The organism is Nocardioides deserti (assembly GCF_014266025.1).
Classification (GTDB): Bacteria; Actinomycetota; Actinomycetes; order Propionibacteriales; family Nocardioidaceae; genus Nocardioides; species Nocardioides deserti.
Map to the genome: position 1 here is coordinate 407,215 of NZ_JACMYC010000001.1, position 23,794 is coordinate 431,008.

The following is a 23,794-nucleotide window of genomic DNA, read 5'->3' on the forward strand; positions in this document are numbered from 1 at the left end:
ACCTAGCATTTGCTTGGTATGGTCGCAGCATGGCGATCCCACTCGACCTCGGCGGCCGCGTCGCCCTCGTCACCGGCGGCACGAAGGGCATCGGCCTGGGCATCACCCAGGCCTTCCTCGCCGCCGGCGCCACCGTCGTCACCTGCTCGCGCTCTGACGCCGACCCCGTCCCCGGGACCACCCACCTGGCCTGCGACGTGCGGGACGCCGACGCCGTGGACCGGCTCGTGGCCGAGGTGGTCGCGGCCCACCGGCGACTCGACGTGCTGGTCAACAACGCCGGCGGCGCGCCGTACGCACTGGCGGCGGAGGCGTCGCCGCGCTTCCACGACAAGGTCGTGGGGCTCAACCTGATGGCGCCCCTCGTCGCCGCGCAGGCTGCCAACCGGGTGATGCAGACGCAGGAGACCGGCGGGTCGATCGTCAACGTCTCGTCGGTCTCGGCCACCCGGCCCTCGCCGGGCACCGCGGCGTACGGCGCCGCCAAGGCCGGCCTCGACTCGCTGACCCGCTCGCTGGCGGTCGAGTGGGCGCCCCGCGTGCGGATGAACGCCATCGACGTGGGGCTGTGCCGGACCGAGAACACCGACGACCACTACGGCGGTGACGACGGGGTCGCCGCGATCGAGCGGACCATCCCGCTCGGACGGATGGCGCGGCCCGAGGAGGTCGGCCACGTGGCGGCGTTCCTCGCCAGCGACCTCGCGTCGTACGTCTCCGGCGCTCGGATCGAGTGCCACGGCGGCGGCGAGCCGCCGGTCTTCCTGTCCGCCCTGACCTCCCCCTCGACCCAGGAGCAGAACTGATGAGCAACCTCCTCGACGGCCGCGTCGCGATCGTCACCGGCGCCGGCCGCGGTATCGGCCGCGCCCACGCGCTCGAGCTGGCCCGGCACGGCGCCCGGGTCGTCGTCAACGACTACGGCGTCTCGCTCTCCGGCGAGGGCACCGGGGAGACCCCCGCCGAGTCGGTCGTCGCCGAGATCGAGGCGCTGGGCGGCCAGGCGGTCGTCAACGGCGCCGACGTGGCCGACTTCGCCGCGGCCGAGGCGATGGTGCAGCAGGCCATCGACACCTTCGGCGGGCTGGACATCCTCGTCAACAACGCCGGCTTCGTCCGGGACCGGATGTTCGTCAACACCTCCGAGGAGGAGTGGGACGCCGTCATCCGCGTCCACCTCAAGGGCCACTTCGCGCCGCTGCGGCACGCCGGTGCCTACTGGCGCAACGAGGCGAAGGCCGGCCGCACCCGCGCCGCGCGGGTCGTCAACACCTCCTCGGGCGCCGGCCTGCAGGGGTCGATCGGCCAGGCGACGTACTCCGCCGCCAAGGCCGGCATCGCCGGGCTCACCCTCGTCGCCGCCGCCGAGCTCGGCCGGTACGGCGTCACCGTCAACGCCATCGCCCCCGTCGCCCGGACCCGGATGACCGAGGGCGCCTTCGATACCTCCGCCATGCCCGAGCCCGAGGACAACTCGCCCGTCGTCGCCTGGCTCGCCTCCGAGGAGGCCGGCGACGTCACCGGCCGCGTCATCGAGATCGAGGGTGGCAAGGTCACCCTCGAGAACGCCTGGGCCCACGGCCCCTCCCGCGACAACGGCTCCCGCTGGGACGCCGCCCGGCTCGGCCCCGTCCTCCGCGACCTCATCGCCTCCGCGCCCGCCCCGGAGCCCGTGTACGGGACGTGATGGGCTGCGGGCCGGGCGTGGGCGGCCGAGCCGTGAGGTTCATCGGCCACCCGATGAACCTCACGGTCCGCCGCTGAAATTTCGTCGGGGCGCCGGCAGGTTCAGGTTCGGCCAGAGTCACGCCGCGGCCGGGCGGAGGTAACGCTGGAGTCGCGCCCGGAGTGCAGCGGGGTTCGCCAGGTCTGCCCAGCTGACGCGGATGATCGCCCATCCGGTCAGCTCCCGGATCCTGTCCTCGCGACGCTTCTCCCGCATGACCATCTGCTCGATGGTCTCGCCGGGGCGCCGGTAGCGGTGGTACTTCTCCGCGCCGTCGAACTCGACGATCACACCGTGCTCGGGCCAAGCGAAGTCGACGATCCCGACCAGATGCCCGCTGGTGTCGTGCACTTCCATCTGCAGGACCGGCTCGGGAAGACCGAGGTCGCCGAAGATCAGTCGCGAGCGGGTCTCGCCGACACTGTCCGATCCGACGCGTGCGAGGCTGGACTTCAGGACGAGGTCGAGGTGGTCGGACCAGTCCTGGCGAATGGTCAGAGCCTCGGTGATCTCGGCGGCGGTGACGAGCTGCTTGCGGAGGAACCAGTCGAGCACGCAGACCGCCGGTTCGCGCGGCAGGATGGATGCTGCGTCCAGGGCGGTCCGCAGCGGGCTCGTGATCCAGTGGCCTTCGAACCGGGACAGGTCCTGGACCCGGCAGGTGCCCTGGTGGTGCCGCACGCGAGCCTGGGTGCGCTCCCCGACCGCGAACAGACTGGTCAGATGAACCACGTCGGTGGGGACGCGCCAGTCCGGGGCGCCGTACGCCAGGGCGGCGCTGCTGTGCGAGAGGGCGACGTCGTCGCCGTACAGCGTCATCACGCCGCGCGCCAGCATGAGGTGACGCTGCCGGTCGCCCGCGACTGACCACAGCGAGGTCAGGGCGTAGACGCCGTGGCGCATCCGAACCAGGACGCCACCCCGCAGGAGACGGCCGATCGCCGTGTCGTTGATCCCGGCCGCGACCAGATCGCGGCGCAGCACTACCCCGAGGTCGTCAACCAGGTGCTCGATCATGGGTCGACACTGATCGATCGCGTCGTTCGCCGCACCCGGAGTGGGAGCGGCCTGTGGACAACGAAGCCGTCAGGTTGGTCGGCTACCCGACGAACCTGACGGGTGCCGACCGAAATTTCGTCGGGGGACCGTGAGGTTCATCGGCGCCCCGATGAACCTCACGCCCGCCGCGACCAGAGCACCAGCCTCAGATCCGCTCGATCACGGTGCCGGTGGCCATGGCGCCGCCGGCGCACATGGAGATGAGGGCGGTGGAGGCGTCGCGGCGCTCGAGCTCGTGGAGGGCGGTGGTGATGAGGCGGGTGCCGGTGGAGCCGACGGGGTGGCCGAGGGCGATGGCGCCGCCGTTGACGTTGACGCGGTCCATGTCGACGGAGTGCTGGCCGGCCCAGGAGAGGACGACGGAGGCGAAGGCCTCGTTGACCTCGAACAGGTCGAAGTCGGAGATCGACATCCCGGTGCGGGCGAGCACGCGGGCGGTGGCGTCGACGGGGCCGTCGAGGTGGTAGTACGGGTCGGAGCCGACCAGGCAGTGGGTGACGATCCGGGCGCGGGGCGTGAGGCCGAGCGAGCGCGCCTTCGACTCGTCCATGATCAGCACGGCGGAGGCGCCGTCGCTGATCTGCGAGGACGTGCCGGCGGTGTGGAGGCCGTCGGGGAGGACGGTCCGCAGGGCGGCGAGGCCCTCAGGGGTGGTGTCGCGCAGGCCCTGGTCGGCCTCGACCAGGCGGGTCTCGCCGGTGGGGGAGCCGTCCTCGCCGAGGACGGGCGCCTCGATCGGGGCGATCTCGCGCTTGAAGCGGCCCTCGTCGACGGCGACGCGGGCCTTCTGCTGGGAGGCGAGCCCGAACGCGTCGAGGTCGGCGCGGGTCAGGCCGCGGTTGCGTGCGATCCGGTCGGCCGCCTCGAACTGGTTCGGCATGTCGATGGTCCAGTCGTCCGGCCGCGGGTCGCCGAGGCCGGGCGGGACGTTGCCGCCGAGCGGGATGCGCGACATCGACTCGACGCCGCAGGCGATGCCGACGTCGATCGTGCCGGCGGCGACCATGTCGGCGACGAGGTGGGCCGACTGCTGGCCGGAGCCGCACTGGGCGTCGATCGCGGTCGCGCCGGTGTGCTGGGGGAGGCCGGCGTGCAACCAGGCGCGGCGGACCATGTCGTTCGACTGCTCACCCGCCTGCGTGACGCAGCCGCCGACGACCTGCTCGACGAGCGCGGGGTCGACCCCGGCCCGGGCCAGGACCTCGCGCTGGGCGAAGCCGAGCAGCACGGCGGGGTGGACGCCTGCGAGCCACCCCTTCTTCTTCCCGAGCGGGGTGCGGACGGCGTCGACGATCACAGGAGTGCCCATGCCCGGCACACTAGAACAGGTTCTCGTTCCGCGGGAGGGTCTGTCCCAGCAGTACGCCGCGACGCTTCCCTTCCGTACCGACAGTATGTAACCTCGGCCACTAGAACGTGTTCCGCTAGTGCCGACCTCCTAAGGACTCCACGTGACCGCAACCGCCGTGCCGGTGTTCGACCCGACCGACCCCGACGTGATGGCAGAGCGCCTGCCGCACGACGAGCTGCTCGCGCTGCGGCGTACCGCGCCGGTCTCCTGGATCGCCCAGGACGAGGCGGCGCGGGCGGGCTTCCCCGACCACGAGGGCTACTGGGCGCTCAGCCGCCACGCCGACGTCGCGGCGGTCTCGAAGGACCAGGCCAACTTCTCCACCCGCGAGAACGGCGTGATCATCCGGTTCGCCCCGGAGATGACGCGCGAGGAGGTGGAGCAGACCGGCTTCCTGCTCATCAACCACGACGCGCCCGACCACACCAAGCTGCGCCAGATCGTCTCGCGCGCCTTCACCCCGCGCGCGATCAACGCGCTGCACGACGGGCTCAAGGCCCGCGCGGAGCAGATCGTGGACGACGCGATCGCCAAGGGCGAGGGCAACTTCGTCGAGGACGTCGCCGCCGAGCTCCCGCTCCAGGCGATCGCCGAGCTGCTCGGCGTGCCGCAGGAGGACCGCGGCAAGCTCTTCGAGTGGTCCAACCAGATGCTGTCCTACGACGACCCCGAGGTCGAGGGCGACCAGATGACGGCGTTCATGGAGATCCTCGCCTACTCGATGGCGCTGGCCGACGAGCGCCGGACGAACCCCCAGGACGACATCCTCACCCGCCTGGTCACCGCTGACGTCGACCTCGGACAGGGCGACGAGGGCCGCGGCCTGACCGACGACGAGTTCGGGTTCTTCATGATCCTGCTCGCCGTCGCCGGCAACGAGACCACCCGCAACGCCATCACGTGGGGCATGCACGCGTTCATGCAGCACCCCGACCAGTGGGAGCTCTACAAGAAGGAGCGCCCCGCGACCGCGGTCGACGAGATCATCCGCTGGGCCACGCCGGTCACCGTCTTCCAGCGCACCGCCACCAACGACGTCGTCGTCGGCGGCCAGCAGGTCAAGAAGGGCGACCGGGTCGGCCTGCTCTACGCGAGCGCCAACTTCGACGAGGACGTGTTCGAGGACCCGTTCCGCTTCGACGTCACCCGCGACCACAACCCGCACCAGGCCTTCGGTGGCCACGGCGCGCACTACTGCATCGGCGCGAACCTCGCCCGCCTCGAGGTCGACCTGATCTTCCGTGCGCTGGCCGACCGGGACGTGACCGTCACGCAGCTGTCCGAGCCGCGCAAGCTGCGCAGCTCGTGGATCAACGGGGTCAAGGAGCTGCGCGTCGCCTACCGGTGACGTGCTCGGGGCCGGCTCGACCACGCGAGAGAGGGAGAACGCAGTGACCGCAAGCGACGTGCTCGTCGAGGGCTTCGACCCCACCGACCCCTTCGTCAACGAGAAGGCCGTCCCGCACGACCAGTTCCGGGCGATGCGGCAGAGCGGCCCGCTCACCTGGGTCGAGCAGGCGCCCGGGACGTACGACGGCATGGCCCCCGAGTCCGGGAGCGGCTACTGGGCCGTCACCCGGCACGCCGACGTCTCGACGATCTCGAAGAGCTCCAAGGACTGGTCCAACGCCGAGAACGGCGCGATCATCCGGTTCTCCGAGGGCATGCTCCGCGAGCAGGTCGAGATGCAGCGCGTGATCATGCTCAACCAGGACGCACCGGAGCACCCGACCACGCGCCAGATCGTCTCGCGTGCCTTCACCCCGCGCTCGATCAACGAGCTCGAGGACCTGATGCGCCAGCGGGCCGAGAAGATCGTCCGGGACGCCGTCGAGCGCGGGTCGGGGGACTTCGTCGAGGAGGTCGCGGCGGAGCTGCCGCTGCAGGCGATCGCCGACCTGATCGGCGTACCGATGGAGGACCGGTTCAAGCTCTTCGACTGGTCGAACCAGATGCTCGCCTCCGACGACCCGGACTACCCGGGTGACCCGGACGTCGCGGCGGCGGAGATCCTCGGCTACGCGATGACGATGGCCGCCGAGCGGCAGGCGAACCCGCGGGACGACCTCATCACCCGGCTCCTCAACGCCCACAAGGGCGAGCGCGGCCTGACCGACGACGAGTTCGGCTACTTCGTCATCCTGCTGGCCGTCGCGGGCAACGAGACCACCCGCAACGCGATCTCGCACGGCATGAACGCCTTCCTCGACAACCCCGAGCAGTGGGAGCTGTGGAAGGCCGAGCGCCCGGCCACGATGGTCGACGAGGTCGTCCGCTGGGGCACGCCCGTGACGGTCTTCCAGCGCACGGCCGTGCACGACGTCGAGGTCGGCGGCGTGACGGTCGCGAAGGGCCAGCGGGTCGGGCTGTTCTACGCCAGCGCCAACTTCGACGAGTCGGTCTTCGAGGACCCGTTCCGCTTCGACATCACCCGCGACCCCAACCCGCAGCTCGGGTTCGGCGGCCACGGCGCGCACTACTGCCTGGGCGCCAACCTGGCGCGGCAGGAGATCCGGGTCATCTTCGACGCCCTGGCCGACCACGCGCCCGGGATCCTCAAGGAGCGCGAGCCGCGTCGGCTGCGGCACTCCTGGATCAACGGGCTGAAGGACCTCCCGGTCCGCTACGCCTGAGCCGGCGCGAGCCCGCCCCTGAGGACGGGCTCGCGCTCGCGCGCGGTCAGCACGAGCGAGCCGTCCTCGGTGATCGCGACGGTGTGCTCCATGTGGGCGCCGCGCGAGCCGTCGAGGCTGCGGATCGTCCAGCCGTCGGCGTCGGTGAAGATCTCGTCGGTGGTGTGCAGGAACCACGGCTCGATGGCGATGACCAGGCCCGGCTTGAGCGTGTAGCCGCGGCCCGGGCGCCCGTCGTTGGGGATGTGCGGGTCGCCGTGCATGGTGCGCCCGACGCCGTGCCCGCCGAACTGCGTGTTGATCCGCAGGCCGGCCTCGCGCGCCACCGACGCGATCGCGTGGGAGATGTCGCCGATCTTCCCGCCCGGCTGCGCAGCCGAGATGCCGGCCTCGAGGGCACGCTGCGTGGTGTCGATCAGTGCGAGGTCCTCGGGGCGGGCGGTGCCGACGACGAGGGAGTACGCCGAGTCCGAGACCCAGCCGTCGACGCTCGCGGCGAAGTCGACGCTGAGCAGGTCACCGTCCTGGAGCACGTAGTCGCGGGGCAGTCCGTGCAGGACCGCGTCGTTCACCGACGTGCACAGCACCTTGCCGAACGGCGAGGCGCCGAAGGACGGGTGGTAGTCGATGTAGCAGGACTCCGCGCCGCGCTCGCGGATCATCCGGTGCGCCAGGGCGTCCAGCTCCAGCAGGTTCACGCCCACGTCGGCGGCCTCGGCGAGCGCGGTGACGACGTCGGCGACGAAGCGCCCGGCGGCGCGCATCTCGTCGACCTGGGTGGGGGTGCGGAGCTCGATCACGGGCCGAGCCTAGAACGCCGCCCCCACCCCGGCCGACACGGGCGGGTCACTCGCCGGGTCAGTTGCTGGGCTTGTCGGCGCCGACGACCCACATCGCGAAGAACTGCGACCCGCCGCCGTACGCGTGCCCCAGCGCCTTGCGTGCGCCGTCGACCTGGTGCTCACCCGCCGCGCCGCGGACCTGGAGGGCGGCCTCGCCGAAGCGGAGCATGCCCGAGGCGCCGATCGGGTTGGAGGAGAGCACGCCGCCGGAGCAGTTGACCGGGAGCCGGCCGTCCATGGCGGTGCCGCCGGACTCGGTGAGCTTCCAGCCCTCGCCCTCGGCGGTGAAGCCGAGGTTCTCCAGCCACATCGGCTCGAACCACGAGAACGGCACGTAGATCTCCGCCGCGTCGATCTCCGCGAGCGGGTCGGTGATCCCCGCCTGCTTCCACAGGTACGCCGCGGCGTCGCGGCCGGCCTGCGGGTTCACCTGGTCGCGCTCGGCCGCGGTGGTGGCCTCCGAGCGCATCACCGTGCCGTGGATCCACGCCGGGTTCGACGAGGCGGCGGCGGTGTCCTCGTCGACGATCACCATCGCGCAGGCGCCGTCGGAGGAGGGGCAGGTCTCGTCGTACCGGATCGGGTCCCACAGCACCTGCGAGGCCAGCACCGACTCGACGGTGGTGTCGGGGTTGCGCAGGTGCGCGTAGGGGTTCTTCAGCGCGTTCTGCCGGTCCTTGGCCGCGACGATCGCGCCGACGTGGGTCGGGGCGCCGGAGCGGCGGATGTAGGAGCGCACGTGCGGGGCGAAGTAGCCGCCCGCGCCGGCGTGCACCGGCATGTTGAACGGCACGGGCACCGAGAGCGCCCACATCGCGTTGGACTCCGACTGCTTCTCGTAGGCCACGGTCAGGACGCGCTTGTGCACGCCGGCCTGGACGAGCGAGGCCGCGACGATCGCGGTCGAGCCGCCGACCGAGCCGGCCGTGTGCACGCGCAGCAGCGGCTTGCCGGCTGCGCCGAGGGACTCGGCGAGGAACAGCTCGGGCATCATCACGCCCTCGAACAGGTCGGGCGCCTTGCCGACGACGATCGCGTCGATGTCGTCGAGGGAGACGTTCGCGTCCGCGAGCGCCCGGTCGATCGCCTCGCGGCACAGGCCCGCCATGGAGACGTCCTCGCGCTTGGCGCGGTGGTGGGTCTGGCCGATGCCGACGATCGCGGCTGGCTGCTTGGCCATCAGTTCCTGCCCTCCATGGTGCACACGATGTTCTGCTGCAGCGCCGGGCCGCTGGTGGCGTGGCCGAGGACGCGGCTCGCGTCGCCCTGCCAGACCTTCTTCGCGGCCTCGCCGAAGCGGATGAGGCCGCCGGTGAACATCGGGTTGCCGGCGAGCGCGCCGCCCGAGGGGTTCACGACGACGTCGTCGGCGAGCCCGAGCTCGCGCTTGAGCACGAGCTCCTGGTGGCTGAACGGCGCGTGCAGCTCGGCCACCTCGACGCCCTCGGTCCCGGCAGCAGCCGCCGCGCGGGCGGCCGAGGGGGAGCGGGTCAGGTCGCGGGTGCCCATGCTGATCGGGTCCACGTAGTGGCTGATGCCGGTGATCCACGCCGGTCGGTCGCAGACCTCGCGGGCCCGGTCGCCGGCGGCGAGCACGATCGCGGCCGCGCCGTCGGTCACCGGCGCGCAGTCGTGCTTGCGCAACGGGTCGGCGTACATCGGGCGGGCGAGCAGCTCCTCGACCGAGGACCCGCCCTTCCGGATGGCGTACTCGTTCTTCTCCGCGTCGGTCAGCGACCGGTTGGCGACCTCGGCCATCGCCCGCTCGTCCCACAGGCCGGCGTCGATGCCGGCGCGGGCCTGGAGGCCGGCCAGCGACACGGTGTCGGGCCACAGCGGGGTCATCGTGTAGGGGTCGAGCTGCAGCGACAGCGTCCGGCGCAGCACACCGGCCGAGCTCTTGCCGAAGCCGTAGACCAGCGCGGTGTCGACCTCGCCGGTCTGGATCTTCAGCCACGCCTCGTAGAGCGCCCAGGCGGCGTCCATCTCGACGTGTGACTCGTTGACCGGCGGGATGACGCCGATCGCGTCGACGGCCTGGACGAACGAGAACGACCGGCCGGCCAGGTAGTCGGACGAGCCCGAGCACCAGAAACCGATGTCGCGCCGGGTCCACCCGGTCTGCTCGTAGCACTCCGCGAAGAGCGGGACGAGCAGCTCCACGCACGTGGGCGACCCGTCGAACTCCTCCATCTGTCGCTGGGCGAACCCGACGACGGCGACGTCTCTCATCGTGTCTTCCCCGCCCTCACAGGTGGTGCTTGTAGGTGTCGTAGTCCGCGTCCGGCTCGCCGGTGGGACTGAAGTGGCTGATGTTCTCGATCGTGGTGCCCCACTCCTCGCGGGGCTTCCAGACCGCCTTGACCCGCATGCCCATCCGGACCTCCTCGGCCGGGATGTCGAGGATGAGGTGGAGGAACGCGATGTCCGCGCCGTCGAGCAGGACGTACGCCGAGACGTACGGCGGCGTGATCCGCTGGCCGAGGAACGGCACGTTGACGATGCAGAACGTCGTCACGGTGCCGGTGTGGGACAGCTCGACCTCGTCCGTGGTCGGCGTGCCGTCCGCGGGGCAGGCGCTGCGCGGCGGCACGTAGACCTTGCCGCAGGTCGGGCACCGCTGGCCGATGATCCGCCCCTCGGCGATGGCGCGGTAGAACGACGACTCCTCCGGCGAGGCGGCGTACAGGTAGTCGAGCTCGACCGGGGTGATCACACCGGTGACCGGGTTGTCGCCCAGGTCGCCGAGCTGGGTCGCGGTGCCGGCTGCGGCGTCCTCGGCCGGCTCGAAGCACGCGATGTCGGTGATCGCGCCCACCCGCTCCTCGGCCCAGCGGATCCGCACGCGCATGCCGGTCCGCACCTGGTCGGGGGAGGACACGTCGAGCGCGTGCACCATCGGCGCGTCCGCGCCGTCCAGGGTGACCAGCGCGAAGGCGAACGGGCGGGCGAGCGGCTGGCCCTTGACCGGCTCGGGCACCCAGGTCCACGACGTGACGGTGCCGGTGTCGGCGACCTCGACGAAGTCGTCGACCTGCTGGTGGGTGACGGGGTCGAACTCGGGCGGGGGGACCACGACGCGGCCCTCGGAGGTGCGGACGCCGACGACGCGCTTCTCGCGCAGCCCGGTGAGGAACCGGCCCAGGACGGGGCCGGTGGAACGGGTGTAGTCGAAGGCGACCGTGACCGGAGCGGACAAGGTTCGGGACATGGTCCGGAAGTGAAACACGTTCTAGAAATCGCGGCAAGGGTCTGCCAGGGTGGCGCTCATGAAACTCGGACTGCAGCTCGGCTACTGGGGCGCCCAGCCGCCGACGGGGGTCGCGGAGCTCGTCGCAGCGGCCGAGGACGCCGGCTTCGACGCGGTGTTCACCGCCGAGGCGTGGGGCTCCGACGCGTTCACCCCGCTGGCCTGGTGGGGGCGCGAGACGACGCGCCTGCGCCTGGGCACCTCGATCGTGCAGATGTCGGGCCGCACGCCCACCTCGATCGCCATGCACGCCCTCACGCTGGACCACCTCAGCGGCGGTCGCATGGTGCTCGGCATGGGCGTGAGCGGTCCCCAGGTCGTGGAGGGCTGGTACGGACAGCCGTTCGCGAAGCCGCTCGCCCGGACCCGCGAGGTCGTCGACATCATCCGCAAGGTGCTGGCCCGCGAGGCGCCGGTGATCAACGACGGCCCGCACCACCCCATGCCGTACGCCGGACCGGGTGCGACGGGGCTCGGCAAGCCGCTCAAGCCGATCGTCCACCCGCTGCGCGCCAACATCCCCATCTGGCTCGGCGCCGAGGGGCCCAAGAACGTCGCCCAGACCGCCGAGATCGCCGACGGCTGGATCCCGATCTTCCACACGCCGCGCTCGGCCGGGATGTACCAGCCGTGGCTCGACGAGGGCTTCGCGAGGCCGGGCGCGCGGCGTACGCGTGCCGACTTCGAGATCGCCGCCACCTGCCACCTGGAGATCGTCGAGGACGCCGCCGGCAAGCAGGCCGTCATCGACGCGATGAAGCCGTTCGTCGCGCTCTACATGGGCGGCATGGGCGCGAAGGACCAGAACTTCCACAAGCAGGTCTTCGAGCGGATGGGCCACGCCGAGCTGGCCGCGCAGGTCCAGGAGCTCTACCTGACCGGCGAGAAGGACAAGGCGACCGCGCTCATCCCCGACGAGCTGGTCGACGACATGCACATCATCGGAACCGCGGGCGAGGTGCGCGAACGCGTCGCCCAATGGGAGGAGACCGGAGTGACCACCCTGCTGCTCAGCTGCCGTTCCGCGGACGAGGTCCGCCGCGTCGCGGAGGTGCTCGCATGAGCACCGACCACACCACGGAGGAGCTCATGCGGCTCGGCACCCACAACGGCCACCTCATGGTCGCCGCGCTGAAGAAGCACCGCACCAAGCCGGTCATGCGGTTGTCACCGTCGTCTGACGAGGGATTTGCCGAGACGTTGGTAGGCGGCCAAGTGGCCGATCGCATCAGCCAGTACGTCCAGGCGTTCGAGGCGCTCGGCGCCGGCCGCGGCACGGCCGGCGCGCTGCTGGCGCTCAACCGGCCGGAGGTGCTGTTCATCCTCGGCGCGGGGCAGACGCAGGGCTACCGGCGCACGTCGCTGCACCCGCTCGGCTCGCTGGAGGACCACGCCTACGTCATCAACGACGCCGAGATCACCACGCTCGTCATCGACCCGAACCCGATGTTCGTCGAGCGGGCGCTCGGCCTGCTCGAGCGGTGCCCGGCCCTGGACAAGGTCCTGACCATCGGGCCGGTGCCCGAGGAGCTCGCGGCGACCCGCGCGGAGACCACGGACCTGACGGCGAAGGCGGCGGAGTTCGAGCCGCAGCCGCTCGAGGCCGTGCTGCTCCCGCACGACCACGTCGTGTCGATCACCTACACCGGCGGCACGACCGGCAGGCCCAAGGGCGTCATCGGCACCGCGCGGCAGATGAACACGATGACGCAGATCCAGATGTCGGAGTGGGAGTGGCCGGAGTCGCCGCGGTTCCTCATGTGCACCCCGCTCTCGCACGCCGGCGCCGCATTCTTCGTGCCGACCGTGCTCAAGGGCGGCTGTCTCTACGTCCTGGCGAAGTTCGACCCCGCCGAGGTGCTCCGCACGATCGAGGAGCAGCGGATCACCGCCACGACGCTGGTGCCGTCGATGCTCTACGCGCTGATGGACCACCCCGACTCGCGCACCCGGGACCTGTCCTCGCTGGAGACCGTCTACTACGGCGCCTCGGCGATCAACCCGGTGCGGCTGCGCGAGGCGATCGACCGGTTCGGGCCGATCTTCGCGCAGTACTACGGCCAGTCCGAGGCGCCGATGGTGATCTCCTACCTCGGCAAGGAGGACCACGCCGAGTCGTTGCGAGAGGGCGGCGACGACCGCCGGCTGTCCTCGTGCGGGCGCCCGTCGGCGTTCCTGCGCACCGCGCTGCTCGGCGAGGACGGCAAGCCGGTCCCGACCGGGGAGCCGGGGGAGATCTGCGTGGCCGGTCCGCTGCTGGCCGGCGGCTACTGGAAGCTGCCCGAGCCCACCGCCGAGACCTTCCGCGACGGCTGGATGCACACCGGCGACGTGGCGCGCGAGGACGAGGACGGCTACTGGTACATCGTCGACCGCACCAAGGACATGATCGTCACCGGCGGCTTCAACGTCTTCCCCCGCGAGGTCGAGGACGTCGTGGCCGAGCACCCGGCGGTCGCCCAGGTCGGCGTCATCGGCACCCCGCACGAGAAGTTCGGCGAGGCGGTCACCGCCATCGTCGTGCTCCGCGAGGACGCGCCGCGCGACGAGGGCTCGGTGGCGCGGATGACCGCCGAGATCCAGGAGATGGTCAAGGAGCGCAAGGGCTCGGTCCAGGCGCCCAAGCAGGTCGTGGTCGCCGACGCGCTCCCGTTGACCGCGCTGGGCAAGCCGGACAAGAAGGCGCTGCGCGCGCAGTACTGGACCGGCGACCGGGCGGTCGGCTGACGCACTAGCCTGCGCGCGTGACCGGCACCAGCACGCGCGCGGCGATCGCGGAGGCCGCCCGGCGGCAGTTCCAGGCCGGGGGGTACGCCGCCACGTCGGTGCGGTCGGTCGCCGCCGAGGCCGGCGTCGACGCCGCGCTGGTGATGCGCCACTTCGGCTCCAAGGAGCAGCTCTTCATCGAGACGATCGACGTCGAGGGCGCCTTCGAGCAGGCGCTGGACGGTGCGGTCGACCGGCTGGGGGAGCGGCTCGTGTCCCTGGTGCTGGACGACCGGCTCGGCCGCGTGTTCCGGACGACGTACCGCGCCATGATCCGGGCCACCGACAGCGACCAGGTCCGCGCCCACCTGCTCGAGGCGATGGACGCGACCCTGGCCGCTCCGCTCGCCGAGCGGCTCAGCGGGCCGGACGTCGCCCTGCGGGCCCGGCTCGTGGCCGCGCAGGTGGGCGGGCTGCTGGAGGCGGTCGCAATCCTCGAGGACCCCGTCGTCACCGGCGCACCGGTGGAGGACGTCGCCCGGTGGTACGGCGCCGCCGTCCAGGCCCTGGTGGACGGCGACGCCTGAACGTCTCCTAGATGAGGCCCTGCACCGCGCGGGTGTCGCCGTCGCGGCCGACGACGAGCTGCGTGCCGTCGGCGTTGTCGAGGTACTCCCGCACCGGGTCCAGCTCCAGCCCGGTCGCCTCGGCGATCTCGGTGTCCTTGACCGACGTCACCGCCTGGCCGAAGCCCTCCGGCGGCGCGAGCTCGTCGCCGCCCTGAGCGCGCTGCCAGAGCTCGCGGATCGTGTTGAGCAGGTCGTCGGTCGTTGCTTCCAGGTCGCTGGTCATGCCCGCGCAGTACCCGGGCGTCCCGCGGCCAACGGCCACCACTGCTGTGGGAAACGTCTCCGGCAGACCCGCTGGCCCGCTGGCCGCGGCCCTGCGCCGCCGTCAGTCGTCCCGGAGAGCGGCGTGCTGGTCGGTGTTGTGGCCGGCGTGGGGGTCGGCGAGGGGTGTGGGGTCGAGGGACGTCACCGTGTCGTCGACCGGAACGGCGGCAGGCAGCGTGCGGTAGTCCGGTCGGTCGCCGGGATCGCGGCGGCTCGGGGTGCTCATCCCGCCAGTGTGGTGCGGACGGAGCCTTGGCGGAAGGGCGGCTCGGGATCGAGGCGGTGCTCGCCGGCAAGGAGCAGGTCGTCCCCGGCCTCCCGAACAAGATCGTCACCGCCGCCGCCCGGGTCCTGCCGGACCGGGTCAAGGCCGCCCTGCACGGCGCGCTGGCCGCGCCCGGCTCCGCCCGCTGAGGCGCGAAGCGGGGGCGCAGTGCCGCGACGTCAGGAGGCGGTGAACCGCGGAGCGCGCTTCTCGGCGAAGGCGCGGGGGCCCTCCTTGGCGTCGTCGGAGGCGAAGACGGCAGCGCCGACGCGGGCGTCGTCCTTCCAGGCCTCGTCCTCGTGCTTGCCCTCGGACTCGCGCATGGTGCGGAGGATGGCCTGGACGGCGAGCGGGCCGTTGGCGGCGATCATGTCCGCGATCTCGTGGGCCTTGGCGAGCGCCTGGCCGTCGGGGACGACGTGCCCCACGAGACCGATCTCCCTGGCCTCGGGCGCCTTGATGTGGCGGCCGGTCAGCAGCAGGTCGGCGGCGACGGTGTAGGGGATCTGGCGGACGAGGCGGACGGCCGAGCCGCCCATCGGGTAGAGGCTCCAGCGGGCCTCGGAGATGCCGAACTTCGCCGACTCGCCGGCCACGCGGATGTCGGTGCCCTGCAGGATCTCGGTGCCGCCCGCGATCGCCGGGCCCTCGACCGCGGCGATGAGCGGCTTGGTGAGGCGGAAGCCCTTCAGCAGCCCCTTGATCACCGTCGGGTCGTACTCACCGGACTCGAAGCTCTCCGACGGCGGCCGCTTCGACATCGACTTCAGGTCCGCGCCGGCGCAGAAGTAGCCACCGGCGCCGGTGAGGATGCAGACGCGGATCTCCGGGTCGGAGTTCACCCGGTCCCAGGCCTGCTCCATGATCGCGAGCATCTCGCCGGAGAGCGCGTTGCGGGAGGCGGGACGGTTCATCGTCACGACCAGCTTGTGGCCGTCCTGCTCGACGAGGCAGTGCGGCTCCTCCGGCGTCTCGGCACCGCTGGGGGCGCTCGCGGGAGTGGTCTGGGAGGCGTCCGTGCTGGTCATGGCGGGATGCTAGCCAAGAACGAGAACGTGTTCTAGTCTCGCCGCCGTGGCTCACAACATCGCTGACCTGTTCGAGCACGCGGTGGACGCCGCGCCCGACAACCCGGCCGTCAAGGTCGGGGACCGGGTCGCCACCTTCGCCGACCTCGAGGCCGAGTCCAACAAGCTCGCGCACTACCTGCAGTCGCAGGGCGTGGGGCCCGGGGACCACGTCGCCATCTACGCCAAGAACAGCATCGAGCACGTCGTCGCGGTGCTGGCGGTGACGAAGATCCGCGCGGTCAACATCAACGTCAACTACCGGTACGTCGAGGGCGAGCTGAACTACCTCTTCGACAACGCCGACGTGGTGGCGCTCATCCACGAGCGGACGTACGCCGACCTGGTCGCCGCCTGCTTCCCGAAGCACGACAAGCTGCGGGTGGCGGTCGTCGTCCCCGACGTCCTGGAGCCGGACGACGCGAGCGACGTGTCGTCGTACGGCGGCGTCCTGTGGGAGGACGCGCTGGCCGGCCAGTCGGCCGAGCGCGACTTCGGCGAGCGCAGCGGTGACGACCTGCACATCATCTACACCGGCGGCACGACCGGCTTCCCCAAGGGCGTCATGTGGCGCCACGAGGACTTCTGGCGGGTGCTCGGCGGCGGCATCGACTTCTACACCGGCAACGCGCTGGACGAGCACGACCAGTCCAAGCAGGCGACCGACCCGCGGATGGTCACCTTCCCGCTGAGCCCGCTCATGCACGGCGGCGCGCAGGCCGGCCTGCTCATGCACCTGTTCGCGGGCCACCTCACGATCCTCGAGCCGAAGTTCGACCCGGTCCGCACCTGGGAGATCATCGACCGCGAGAAGGTCCAGCTGATCTTCATGACCGGCGACGCGATGGCGCGCCCGCTCATCGAGGCCTACGAGGCCGGCGGCTTCGACGGCTCCAGCCTGTTCGCGATCTCCAGCAGCGCGGCGATCTTCAGCCCGCCGGTGAAGAAGCGGTGGATGGACGCCTTCCCGAACGCGGTGTTCACCGACTCCATCGGCGCCTCGGAGACCGGCTTCCAGGGCATGGGCATGCAGGAGAAGGACAACATCAGCCCCGACGGCCCCGTCGTCGCGCTCGGCCCGGCCAGCGTCGTCATCGACGAGGACAACCGCGTCCTCGACGTCACCAAGGACGTCGGCAAGGTCGGACGCCTCGGGCGCGGCGGGCACGTCCCCGTGGGCTACTACAAGGACGAGGCCAAGTCGGCCGCGACCTTCCTGACCATCGACGGCCAGCGCTACTCCGTCCCCGGTGACAACGCGCGCATCGAGGAGGGCGGCAAGGTCACGCTGCTGGGCCGAGGCTCGAACTGCGTCAACACCGGCGGGGAGAAGGTCTACCCCGAAGAGGTCGAGATGGCGATCAAGGGCCACCCCGCGGTGTACGACGTGCTCGTGGTCGGCGTGCCCGACGAGCGGTACGGCCAGGCCGTGGCCGCCGTCGTCGAGCTGCGCGAGGGCCACTCGCTCGAGCTCGAGGAGCTCCGCACCTACCTGCGCGCACACCTGTCGGGCTACAAGCTGCCCCGGGCGCTCACGGTCGTCGACCGGGTGCCGCGCAACGCCACCGGCAAGGCGCAGTACCCGCGGGCCAAGGAGCTGGCCCTGTCCGCCTCCGGCCCCGCAGCCTCCGCTCCGTCCAGCCAGTCCGTCACCGCACCCACGGGAGCCTGAGCACCTGATGCGTACCCCCCTCTGCGACGCCTTCGGCATCGACTACCCGATCTTCGCCTTCACCCCCTCCGAGCACGTCGCGGCCGCCGTGTCGCGCGCCGGCGGCCTGGGCGTGCTCGGCTGCGTCCGCTTCAACGACACCGAGGAGCTGGAGCAGACGCTCAGCTGGCTCGACGAGAACACCGACGGCAAGCCGTACGGCGTCGACATCGTCATGCCGATGAAGGTGCCGGAGGAGGTCAAGGGGCTCGACGTCTCCTCGATGATCCCCGAGGAGCACAAGCAGTTCGTCGACCAGACGCTGCTCAAGCTCGGCATCCCGCCGCTGCCCGAGGGCGAGGGCCGGGAGGGCGTGCTCGGCTGGCTGCACTCGGTGGCCCGCAGCCACCTCGACGTGGCGCTGCAGCACCGCCCGGTGCTCATCGCCAACGCGCTGGGCTCCCCGCCGAAGGACGTCATCGACAAGTGCCACGAGCACGGCGTGAAGGTCGCCGCGCTCGCAGGCGCGGCCAAGCACGCGCTGTCCCACGTCGCCAACGGCGTCGACATCATCGTCGCGCAGGGCTACGAGGCCGGCGGCCACACCGGCGAGGTCGCCTCGATGGTGCTGCAGCCCGACATCGTCGACGCGGTCGGTCCCGACGTGCCGGTGCTCGGCGCCGGCGGCATCGGCTCGGGGCGCCAGATCGCCGCGTCGCTCGCGCTCGGCTCGCAGGGCGTGTGGACCGGCTCGATCTGGCTCGGCACCGAGGAGTACCGCAACCTCTCGGCCAACCACTCCGCCTGGGAGACCGCCTTCACCCGCGCCTCCTCCAGCGACACCGTCCGCACCCGCGTCTACACCGGCAAGCCGGCGCGGCTGCTCAAGACGAGGTGGACGGAGGCCTGGGCCGAGGAGGGTGCCCCGCAGCCGCTGCCGATGCCGTTGCAGAACCTCCTGGTCGCCGAGGCCCACAACCGGATCGTCGCGTCCAACGATCCCGACGTCATCTCGATGCCGGTCGGCCAGATCGTGGGCCGGATGAACGCGGTGCGCCCGGTCGCCGACGTGATGGCCGACCTGGTCGCCGAGTTCGACGAGACCGTCAAGCGGCTCGACGGGATGAGTGTCTAGCGGGCCGACCGCTCAGCGGTACGGCGAGGTGCGGGTGACCGCGAGGGCCCGCTGCAGGACGAACGGCTTGGCCTGGCGGCGCAGCCACGGGCGGCCCGCCCAGAGGTAGCCGTCGACGTGCTCGGCTGCCAGGCGGCGTACGTCGTCGGGCAGGCCCCAGCGCTCGTCGGCGACCCGCCAGGTCGGCGGGATGCCGAGCGTGACGCAGTGCTCCTGCTTCCGCGTGCGGCAGGTCGGGGCGTTGTCGAAGCGTCCGCCGTGGTGCTTGCGGTTGTGCTCCCAGGTGAAGCCACGGCCGTTCTGCGCGGTGTCGACGGTGAAGTGCTTGCCGGTGATCCCGCGCGCCGCGAGCGCCTCGACGACCTCGGCACCGAAGCGGACCTGGCGCTCGGTCGTCTCGTAGTGGGTGGTGTTCAGGTGGAACCCGCGGACCTTGCGGATGCCGGCGCGGACGAGCTGCTTGACGGCGAGCTGCGGGTCGAGGTGGTTCCACCCGGCCGAGCCGACCTCGATGTAGACCGCGGTGCGGGGGAGCGCGGCGAGGGTGCGGGCGGCGTACCCCACCAGGCGCGAGAGCTCCGTCGACCCGCGCGGCGCGCACAGCGCGAACGGGCCGTCGGGCTGGAGCACGACCGCGGCGCGGGTGTCGCCCAGCGCGGCGGCGAAGCGGCGGATCCAGCGCTTGTACGACGTCTTCTCGCCCTTCGTGGGCAGGCGCGTGCAGGCCTCGTGCTCCCAGGGCACCATCCGGAAGACGGTCAGCTGCACGAGCGCGTCCGGGTCGCCGCCCTGCGCGTTCGCGACGTACTCCTTGACCTTCGCGCCGATCGCGCCGTCGGGGATCCAGTCGCCGAACCACTTCGCCTTCGGCGCGTCCGCGATCATCGCGAGCAGCTCGCGCTTGCGGCCGGACGCCCGCTCGTAGGGCGCCCAGGCCATCTCGGCCCCGCCGCGGTAGACGCCCCACGTCCCGCCCGCGAGCGGGTTGTCGTCAGCGCCCGCGTCGGTCGTCGGCGCGGTCGTCATGGTCGTCGTGGCGGCCGGCGCCGCGGTCGAGCCGGCGGGCGCGACCGGCAGCAGCGCGAGCAGGAGCGCCGCCACGAGGGCAGGCAGCAGTGACAGCCGGGGGGACATGGATCCGAGAGTAGGAGCCGTCAAGCAGGCGCGCCGTCGATCCGGCCAGGTGTGACCGATCGGACGATCCCGGGTGGTGCAGCCGGGTGGTGCAGCCGGGTGGTGCAGCCGGGTGGTGCGACCGGGTCAGGCGGGCTCGGCGGCGAGGCGTCGGCCGATGAGCAGGGCCTGCTCGGTGGCGCCGCCGTGGAGCATCTCGAAGCGCTTGGCGGTGGTGAAGTACCGGTGCGCCTCGCCATCGAGGTCGATGCCGACACCGCCGTGGACGTGGACGGTGGTGTGCGCGAGCCGGTGGCCGGCGTCGGCCGCCCACAGCTTGGCGATCGCCACCTCGGTCTCGGCCGGCAGACCCTCGGAGAGCCGCCACGCGGCCTGCCACAGGGTCAGCCGCTGGCCCAGCACGTCGATGTAGCCGTCGGCGAGCCGCTGCGAGACCGCCTGGAACGTCCCGATCGGACGTCCGAACTGCTCCCGCGTCTTCGCGTACGACGCCGTGAGCGCCAGCGCGCCCTCCGTGACCCCGAGCTGCTCGGCAGCCGCGGCGAGCACGAGCAGCTGGCGCAGCCTGTGGTCGACCGAGCCGTCGGCGGGCCCGAGCAGCCGGTCCCCACCGAGCGTCGCGCCGTCGAGCTCGACCCGGGCGACCCGGTCACCGTCGGTGAAGGCGAGCGGAGTGACGGTCACGCCGGGGTCGTCGGGGCGGACGAGGAAGACCGCGACGCCGTCCGCGGTGTCGGCAGGGACGAGCAGCAGGTCGGCATACGCCCCGGCCGGGACGACCGCCTTGGCCCCGGTGAGCGACCAGCCGTCGCCGGCGGCGTCCCGGGTGGCTGTCGTCGTCAGCCGCTCGGGTGCGAAGGCGAGGTCCTCGGCGACCCCGGCGGTCACCACGGACGCGCCGGAGGCGGCACCGGGCAGCCAGGCGGCCTGCTGCTCGGCCGAGCCGACCTCGGCCAGCAGCCGCGTGGCCGGGCCGTGGAAGGCGAGCGGGACGGGGGCGACCTTGCGGCCGACCTCGACGAGCACCCGGCACAGCTCGAGGAGGCCGAGGCCGGCGCCGCCGTGCTCCTCCGGGAGCGCCAGGCCCAGCAGGCCGGCGTCGCCGAGGTCGTTCCAGAGCTCCCGGTCGAACCGGTCGCCGGCCTGCTCGACCGTGCGCATCCGCTCGGGAGTGGCGCGGTCGGTGAGGATCCGGGCGGCCAGCTCGGCGGCCTCGTCCTGCTCGGGGGTGAAGGAGAAGTCCATGCCGGTGCCCTACCTCTTCGCCGCGGGCAGCCCGAGGCCCACGTAGCCGATGATGTCGCGCTGGATCTCGTTGGTGCCGCCGCCGAAGGTCATGACGAGCGAGGAGCGGTACATCCGCTCGAGCCGTCCGGACAGGACCGCGCCCTCGGTCGAGGCCGGCAGCGCGGCGTTCGGGCCGACGACCTCCATCAGCGAGCGGTAGACCTCGGTGGCCAGCTCGGAGCCGTAGATCTTGGTCGCCGACGCCTCGGCGGGGGAGAGGTCGACGCCGTGGTCGGCGTCGGAGGCGAGCTTCCAGTTCAGCTGGGTGAGCATCTCGACCCGGGCGTGCGCCCGGCCGAGCGCGATCTGCACCCACTCGGTGTCGATGACCCGGCTGCCGGTGGCGGTCTTGGTCTCCTGCGCCCAGGCGCGCACCATCCGCAACGACTGGGTCAGCGGCGCCGACGAGGTCAGCGCCACCCGCTCGTGGTTGAGCTGGTTGGTCATCAGCGCCCAGCCGCCGTTGAGCTCGCCGACCAGGTTGGAGGCGGGGACCCGGACGTCCTCGTAGTAGGTCGCGCTCGTGCCGACGCCGGCGACGGTGTGCACCGGGGTGTAGGAGAAGCCCGGGGCGTCGGCCGGCACCAGGATCATCGAGAGGCCCTTGTGCCGGGGCAGGTCGGGGTCGGTGCGACACGCCAGCCACACCCAGTCGGCGTACTGGATGAGCGAGGTCCACATCTTCTGCCCGTTGATGACCCACTCGTCGCCCTCGCGGACCGCGCGGGTCCGCAGCGAGGCGAGGTCGGTGCCGGAGCCGGGCTCGGAGTAGCCGATGGAGAAGTGCAGGTCGCCGGCGAGGATGCGGGGGAGGAAGTACTCCTTCTGCTCGTCGGTGCCGTAGCGCATGATCGTCGGCCCGACGGTGTTGAGCGTGAGGTAGGGGATGGGCACCCCGTGGTCGGCCGCGACGTCGGTGAAGATCAGCTGCTCGACCATCGAGCGCGCCTGGCCGCCGTACTCCTCCGGCCAGCCGATGCCGAGCCAGCCGTCGCTGCCCAGCCGCCGGATGACGTCCTTGTAGACGCCCGCCTCGCCGAACTCGCCGGTGGAGGCGGCCAGGCCGGCGCGGACCTCCGGCGTGACCAGCTCGGAGAAGTAGTCGTGGAGCTCCTCGCGCAGCGCGAGCTCCGCGTCCGATAGGGCCAGGTGCATGCTGCGGACTCCTGCCGAGTGGTACCGATGGTGGAAGAACCGGTCAGAAAACTATAACCTGTTCTCGTTTTGGTCCACCGGCACGCGGTACGGCCATCGACGATCGGGAGGCACGCCATGAGCGACACCGGATCCAGCACCCGTTTCCTGGACCAGGGCACCCCGCCGGAGCGCTTCGCGCGTGGCTGGCACTGCCTCGGCACCGAGAAGTCCTTCGCCGACGGCAAGCCGCACGGCATCGAGGCGTTCGGGACCAAGCTGGTCGTCTGGCAGGACAGCAGGGGCGGGATCAACGTCCTCGACGGCTACTGCCGCCACATGGGTGGCGACCTGACCCAGGGCTCGGTCAAGGGCGACGAGGTCGCCTGCCCGTTCCACGACTGGCGCTGGGGCGGCGACGGCAAGTGCAAGCAGATCCCCTACGCCCGCCGCGTCCCGCTGCGCGCCCGGACGCAGAAGTACCCGGTGGTCATCCGCAACGGCCAGGTGCTGATCTGGCACGACGTCGAGGGCTCCGCGCCGGACATGGAGATCCTCCCGCCCGAGCTGGCCGGCATCGGCACCGACGAGTGGACCGAGTGGTTCTGGGAGGTCGTGCCGATCGAGGGCTCGAACTGCCGCGAGCTCATCGACAACGTCGTCGACATGGCGCACTTCTACTACGTGCACCTGTCGTTCCCGACGAGCTTCCGCAACGTCTTCGAGGGCACCCGCGCGACGCAGTACATGGCGTCCAAGGGCCGCCCCGACGTGAGCGGCGGGTACGGCGACGCGGAGATGTTCCTGAAGTCCGAGGCCACCTACTACGGGCCGTCGTACATGATCAACTGGCTCGAGGTCGACTACAAGGGCTTCGTCACCGAGGTCGTCCTCGTCAACTGCCACCTGCCCACCGGGCCGGACTCCTTCACGCTGCAGTACGGCATCGCGGTCAAGAAGCCCGAGGGCCTCGACGAGAAGACCGCGCAGTACATCGCCAAGAAGTACGCCACGATGTTCGGCGAGGGCTTCCTGCAGGACGTGCACATCTGGAAGAACAAGGTGCCGGTGCAGAACCCGCTGCTGTGCGAGGAGGACGGACCGGTCTACCAGCTCCGTCGCTGGTACGAGCAATTCTACGTCGACGCCGCCGACGTCGCGCCGGAGATGGTCGACCGCTTCGAGTTCGAGGTCGACACGACCAAGGCCAACGAGTTCTGGCAGGCCGAGGTGGCCGAGAACCTGGCCCGCAAGGCGGCCGAGGACGACGCGGCTGCCGCCGGCGTCGCGAACCCCGAGGCCGAGGGCAAGCCCCAGGTCATGACGGGCACCTGAGATGCCGTCGTTCGTCCCGCTGAGCCCCGAGACGCTCGAGGACCAGCGCCTCTACACCTCTGCCCGGCTGACCGAGGTCGCGTGCCTGGACTGCCTGGCGAAGGTAGGAGTGAAGAAGAACAGCGAGCACCACACCTCCATCCAGTGGAGCACCGAGGCGCGGGTGCACTGCCCTGAGCTGAATCGGCGCGCCGGCGGCCGCGAGAGCCACGTCGGCTGCCCGCGGATGCTGGCGAGCATCGAGACCGCCGTGCGGGAGGGCGCCGTCCCCATCGGCGCCGAGGACGGATACTGAGCACCGCTCCACCCACCTGCACCATCTGCTC

24 protein-coding genes are annotated in these 23,794 nt (G+C 71.6%); 12 read left to right on the forward strand and 12 right to left on the reverse strand.

Annotated elements, in window-relative coordinates; translation table 11 throughout:
- The first annotated feature begins 29 nt into the window (after positions 1-29).
- Entirely contained in the window at positions 30-806 is a 777-nt protein-coding gene (locus H7344_RS01990) for an SDR family oxidoreductase (RefSeq protein WP_186344322.1), read from the forward strand.
- On the forward strand, positions 806-1,687 hold the full coding sequence (locus H7344_RS01995; protein ID WP_186344323.1) for an SDR family oxidoreductase: 882 nt from the start codon (positions 806-808) through the stop codon (positions 1,685-1,687). Before H7344_RS01990 ends, H7344_RS01995 begins: the two co-directional genes overlap by 1 nt.
- A gap of 117 nt (positions 1,688-1,804) precedes the next feature.
- Here H7344_RS01995 and H7344_RS02000 read toward each other — a convergent pair whose 3' ends face one another.
- Both H7344_RS02000 and H7344_RS02005 read right to left on the reverse strand, forming a co-directional pair.
- The gene (locus H7344_RS02000; RefSeq protein ID WP_186344324.1) at positions 1,805-2,743 is read right to left on the reverse strand and encodes a type IV toxin-antitoxin system AbiEi family antitoxin domain-containing protein; all 939 of its coding nucleotides are present in this window, start codon (positions 2,741-2,743) and stop codon (positions 1,805-1,807) included.
- Positions 2,744-2,930: 187 nt separating this feature from the next.
- On the reverse strand, positions 2,931-4,094 hold the full coding sequence (locus H7344_RS02005; protein ID WP_186344325.1) for a steroid 3-ketoacyl-CoA thiolase: 1,164 nt from the start codon (positions 4,092-4,094) through the stop codon (positions 2,931-2,933).
- 142 nt (positions 4,095-4,236) lie between these two features.
- On the opposite strand from H7344_RS02005, the gene H7344_RS02010 reads away from it, so the two are divergent.
- Both H7344_RS02010 and H7344_RS21020 read left to right on the forward strand, forming a co-directional pair.
- A complete protein-coding gene (locus tag H7344_RS02010) occupies positions 4,237-5,484 on the forward strand; it encodes a cytochrome P450 (protein WP_229706791.1) in 1,248 nt (415 codons plus the stop codon).
- 43 nt (positions 5,485-5,527) lie between these two features.
- The gene (locus H7344_RS21020) at positions 5,528-6,769 is read left to right on the forward strand and encodes a cytochrome P450 (RefSeq protein WP_229706790.1); all 1,242 of its coding nucleotides are present in this window, start codon (positions 5,528-5,530) and stop codon (positions 6,767-6,769) included.
- On the opposite strand, the gene map is transcribed toward H7344_RS21020, so the two are convergent.
- Genes map through H7344_RS02035 form a run of 4 tightly spaced genes read right to left on the reverse strand, consistent with a single transcriptional unit; the run spans position 6,760 to position 10,822 of the window.
- Positions 6,760-7,569 carry a type I methionyl aminopeptidase gene (map, locus tag H7344_RS02020; RefSeq protein WP_186344326.1) on the reverse strand — a complete coding sequence of 270 codons (810 nt, stop codon included), beginning with the start codon at positions 7,567-7,569 and terminating at the stop codon, positions 6,760-6,762. The two genes, H7344_RS21020 and map, sit on opposite strands and share 10 nt — an antisense overlap.
- Positions 7,570-7,627: 58 nt before the next feature.
- Positions 7,628-8,791: a thiolase domain-containing protein gene (locus H7344_RS02025; protein ID WP_186344327.1), complete on the reverse strand. Its 1,164-nt coding sequence runs from the start codon at positions 8,789-8,791 to the stop codon at positions 7,628-7,630.
- Positions 8,791-9,843: a thiolase domain-containing protein gene (locus tag H7344_RS02030; RefSeq protein ID WP_186344328.1), complete on the reverse strand. Its 1,053-nt coding sequence runs from the start codon at positions 9,841-9,843 to the stop codon at positions 8,791-8,793. Before H7344_RS02030 ends, H7344_RS02025 begins: the two co-directional genes overlap by 1 nt.
- 16 nt (positions 9,844-9,859) lie before the next feature.
- Entirely contained in the window at positions 9,860-10,822 is a 963-nt protein-coding gene (locus tag H7344_RS02035; RefSeq protein ID WP_186344329.1) for a Zn-ribbon domain-containing OB-fold protein, read from the reverse strand.
- 58 nt (positions 10,823-10,880) lie between these two features.
- Between H7344_RS02035 and H7344_RS02040 the strand changes: the two genes are divergently transcribed.
- Genes H7344_RS02040 through H7344_RS02050 form a run of 3 tightly spaced genes read left to right on the forward strand, consistent with a single transcriptional unit; the run spans position 10,881 to position 14,154 of the window.
- Complete coding sequence (locus tag H7344_RS02040) at positions 10,881-11,924, forward strand: LLM class F420-dependent oxidoreductase (RefSeq protein WP_186344330.1); 1,044 nt, start codon at positions 10,881-10,883, stop codon at positions 11,922-11,924.
- Positions 11,921-13,588 carry a fatty-acid--CoA ligase FadD8 gene (fadD8, locus tag H7344_RS02045; RefSeq protein WP_186344331.1) on the forward strand — a complete coding sequence of 556 codons (1,668 nt, stop codon included), beginning with the start codon at positions 11,921-11,923 and terminating at the stop codon, positions 13,586-13,588. Before H7344_RS02040 ends, fadD8 begins: the two co-directional genes overlap by 4 nt.
- A gap of 17 nt (positions 13,589-13,605) precedes the next feature.
- Positions 13,606-14,154: a TetR/AcrR family transcriptional regulator gene (locus tag H7344_RS02050; RefSeq protein WP_186344332.1), complete on the forward strand. Its 549-nt coding sequence runs from the start codon at positions 13,606-13,608 to the stop codon at positions 14,152-14,154.
- A gap of 7 nt (positions 14,155-14,161) precedes the next feature.
- Here H7344_RS02050 and H7344_RS02055 read toward each other — a convergent pair whose 3' ends face one another.
- Together H7344_RS02055 and H7344_RS02060 are read right to left on the reverse strand one after the other, a co-directional pair.
- A complete protein-coding gene (locus H7344_RS02055; protein ID WP_186344333.1) occupies positions 14,162-14,419 on the reverse strand; it encodes a hypothetical protein in 258 nt (85 codons plus the stop codon).
- Between the two features lie 102 nt (positions 14,420-14,521).
- The gene (locus H7344_RS02060; protein WP_186344334.1) at positions 14,522-14,686 is read right to left on the reverse strand and encodes a hypothetical protein; all 165 of its coding nucleotides are present in this window, start codon (positions 14,684-14,686) and stop codon (positions 14,522-14,524) included.
- Between the two features lie 26 nt (positions 14,687-14,712).
- Between H7344_RS02060 and H7344_RS02065 the strand changes: the two genes are divergently transcribed.
- Positions 14,713-14,874, forward strand: coding sequence for a hypothetical protein (locus tag H7344_RS02065; protein WP_186344335.1), 162 nt, complete (start codon positions 14,713-14,715; stop codon positions 14,872-14,874).
- 30 nt (positions 14,875-14,904) lie between these two features.
- On the opposite strand, the gene H7344_RS02070 is transcribed toward H7344_RS02065, so the two are convergent.
- Positions 14,905-15,753 (reverse strand): crotonase/enoyl-CoA hydratase family protein, encoded by an 849-nt coding sequence (locus H7344_RS02070; protein WP_186344336.1) that lies wholly within the window; start codon positions 15,751-15,753, stop codon positions 14,905-14,907.
- A gap of 46 nt (positions 15,754-15,799) precedes the next feature.
- On the opposite strand from H7344_RS02070, the gene H7344_RS02075 reads away from it, so the two are divergent.
- Both H7344_RS02075 and H7344_RS02080 read left to right on the forward strand, forming a co-directional pair.
- The gene (locus H7344_RS02075; protein ID WP_186344337.1) at positions 15,800-17,464 is read left to right on the forward strand and encodes an acyl-CoA synthetase; all 1,665 of its coding nucleotides are present in this window, start codon (positions 15,800-15,802) and stop codon (positions 17,462-17,464) included.
- Positions 17,465-17,471: 7 nt separating this feature from the next.
- A complete protein-coding gene (locus H7344_RS02080; protein WP_186344338.1) occupies positions 17,472-18,578 on the forward strand; it encodes an NAD(P)H-dependent flavin oxidoreductase in 1,107 nt (368 codons plus the stop codon).
- A gap of 12 nt (positions 18,579-18,590) precedes the next feature.
- Here H7344_RS02080 and H7344_RS02085 read toward each other — a convergent pair whose 3' ends face one another.
- The 3 genes from H7344_RS02085 to H7344_RS02095 all read right to left on the reverse strand — a co-directional run bounded on the left by H7344_RS02085 (position 18,591) and on the right by H7344_RS02095 (position 22,154).
- Positions 18,591-19,712, reverse strand: a complete 1,122-nt coding sequence (locus H7344_RS02085; RefSeq protein ID WP_186344339.1) for a glycoside hydrolase family 6 protein — start codon at positions 19,710-19,712, stop codon at positions 18,591-18,593.
- Between the two features lie 126 nt (positions 19,713-19,838).
- The gene (locus H7344_RS02090; protein ID WP_186344340.1) at positions 19,839-20,957 is read right to left on the reverse strand and encodes an acyl-CoA dehydrogenase family protein; all 1,119 of its coding nucleotides are present in this window, start codon (positions 20,955-20,957) and stop codon (positions 19,839-19,841) included.
- A gap of 9 nt (positions 20,958-20,966) precedes the next feature.
- A complete protein-coding gene (locus tag H7344_RS02095; RefSeq protein WP_186344341.1) occupies positions 20,967-22,154 on the reverse strand; it encodes an acyl-CoA dehydrogenase family protein in 1,188 nt (395 codons plus the stop codon).
- A 117-nt stretch (positions 22,155-22,271) separates the two neighbouring features.
- Here H7344_RS02095 and H7344_RS02100 point away from each other — a divergent pair, with 117 nt between their 5' ends.
- Together H7344_RS02100 and H7344_RS02105 are read left to right on the forward strand one after the other, a co-directional pair.
- The gene (locus tag H7344_RS02100) at positions 22,272-23,468 is read left to right on the forward strand and encodes a Rieske 2Fe-2S domain-containing protein (protein ID WP_186344342.1); all 1,197 of its coding nucleotides are present in this window, start codon (positions 22,272-22,274) and stop codon (positions 23,466-23,468) included.
- A 1-nt stretch (position 23,469) separates the two neighbouring features.
- Positions 23,470-23,763, forward strand: a complete 294-nt coding sequence (locus tag H7344_RS02105) for a hypothetical protein (protein ID WP_186344343.1) — start codon at positions 23,470-23,472, stop codon at positions 23,761-23,763.
- The last annotated feature ends 31 nt before the right edge of the window (positions 23,764-23,794 follow it).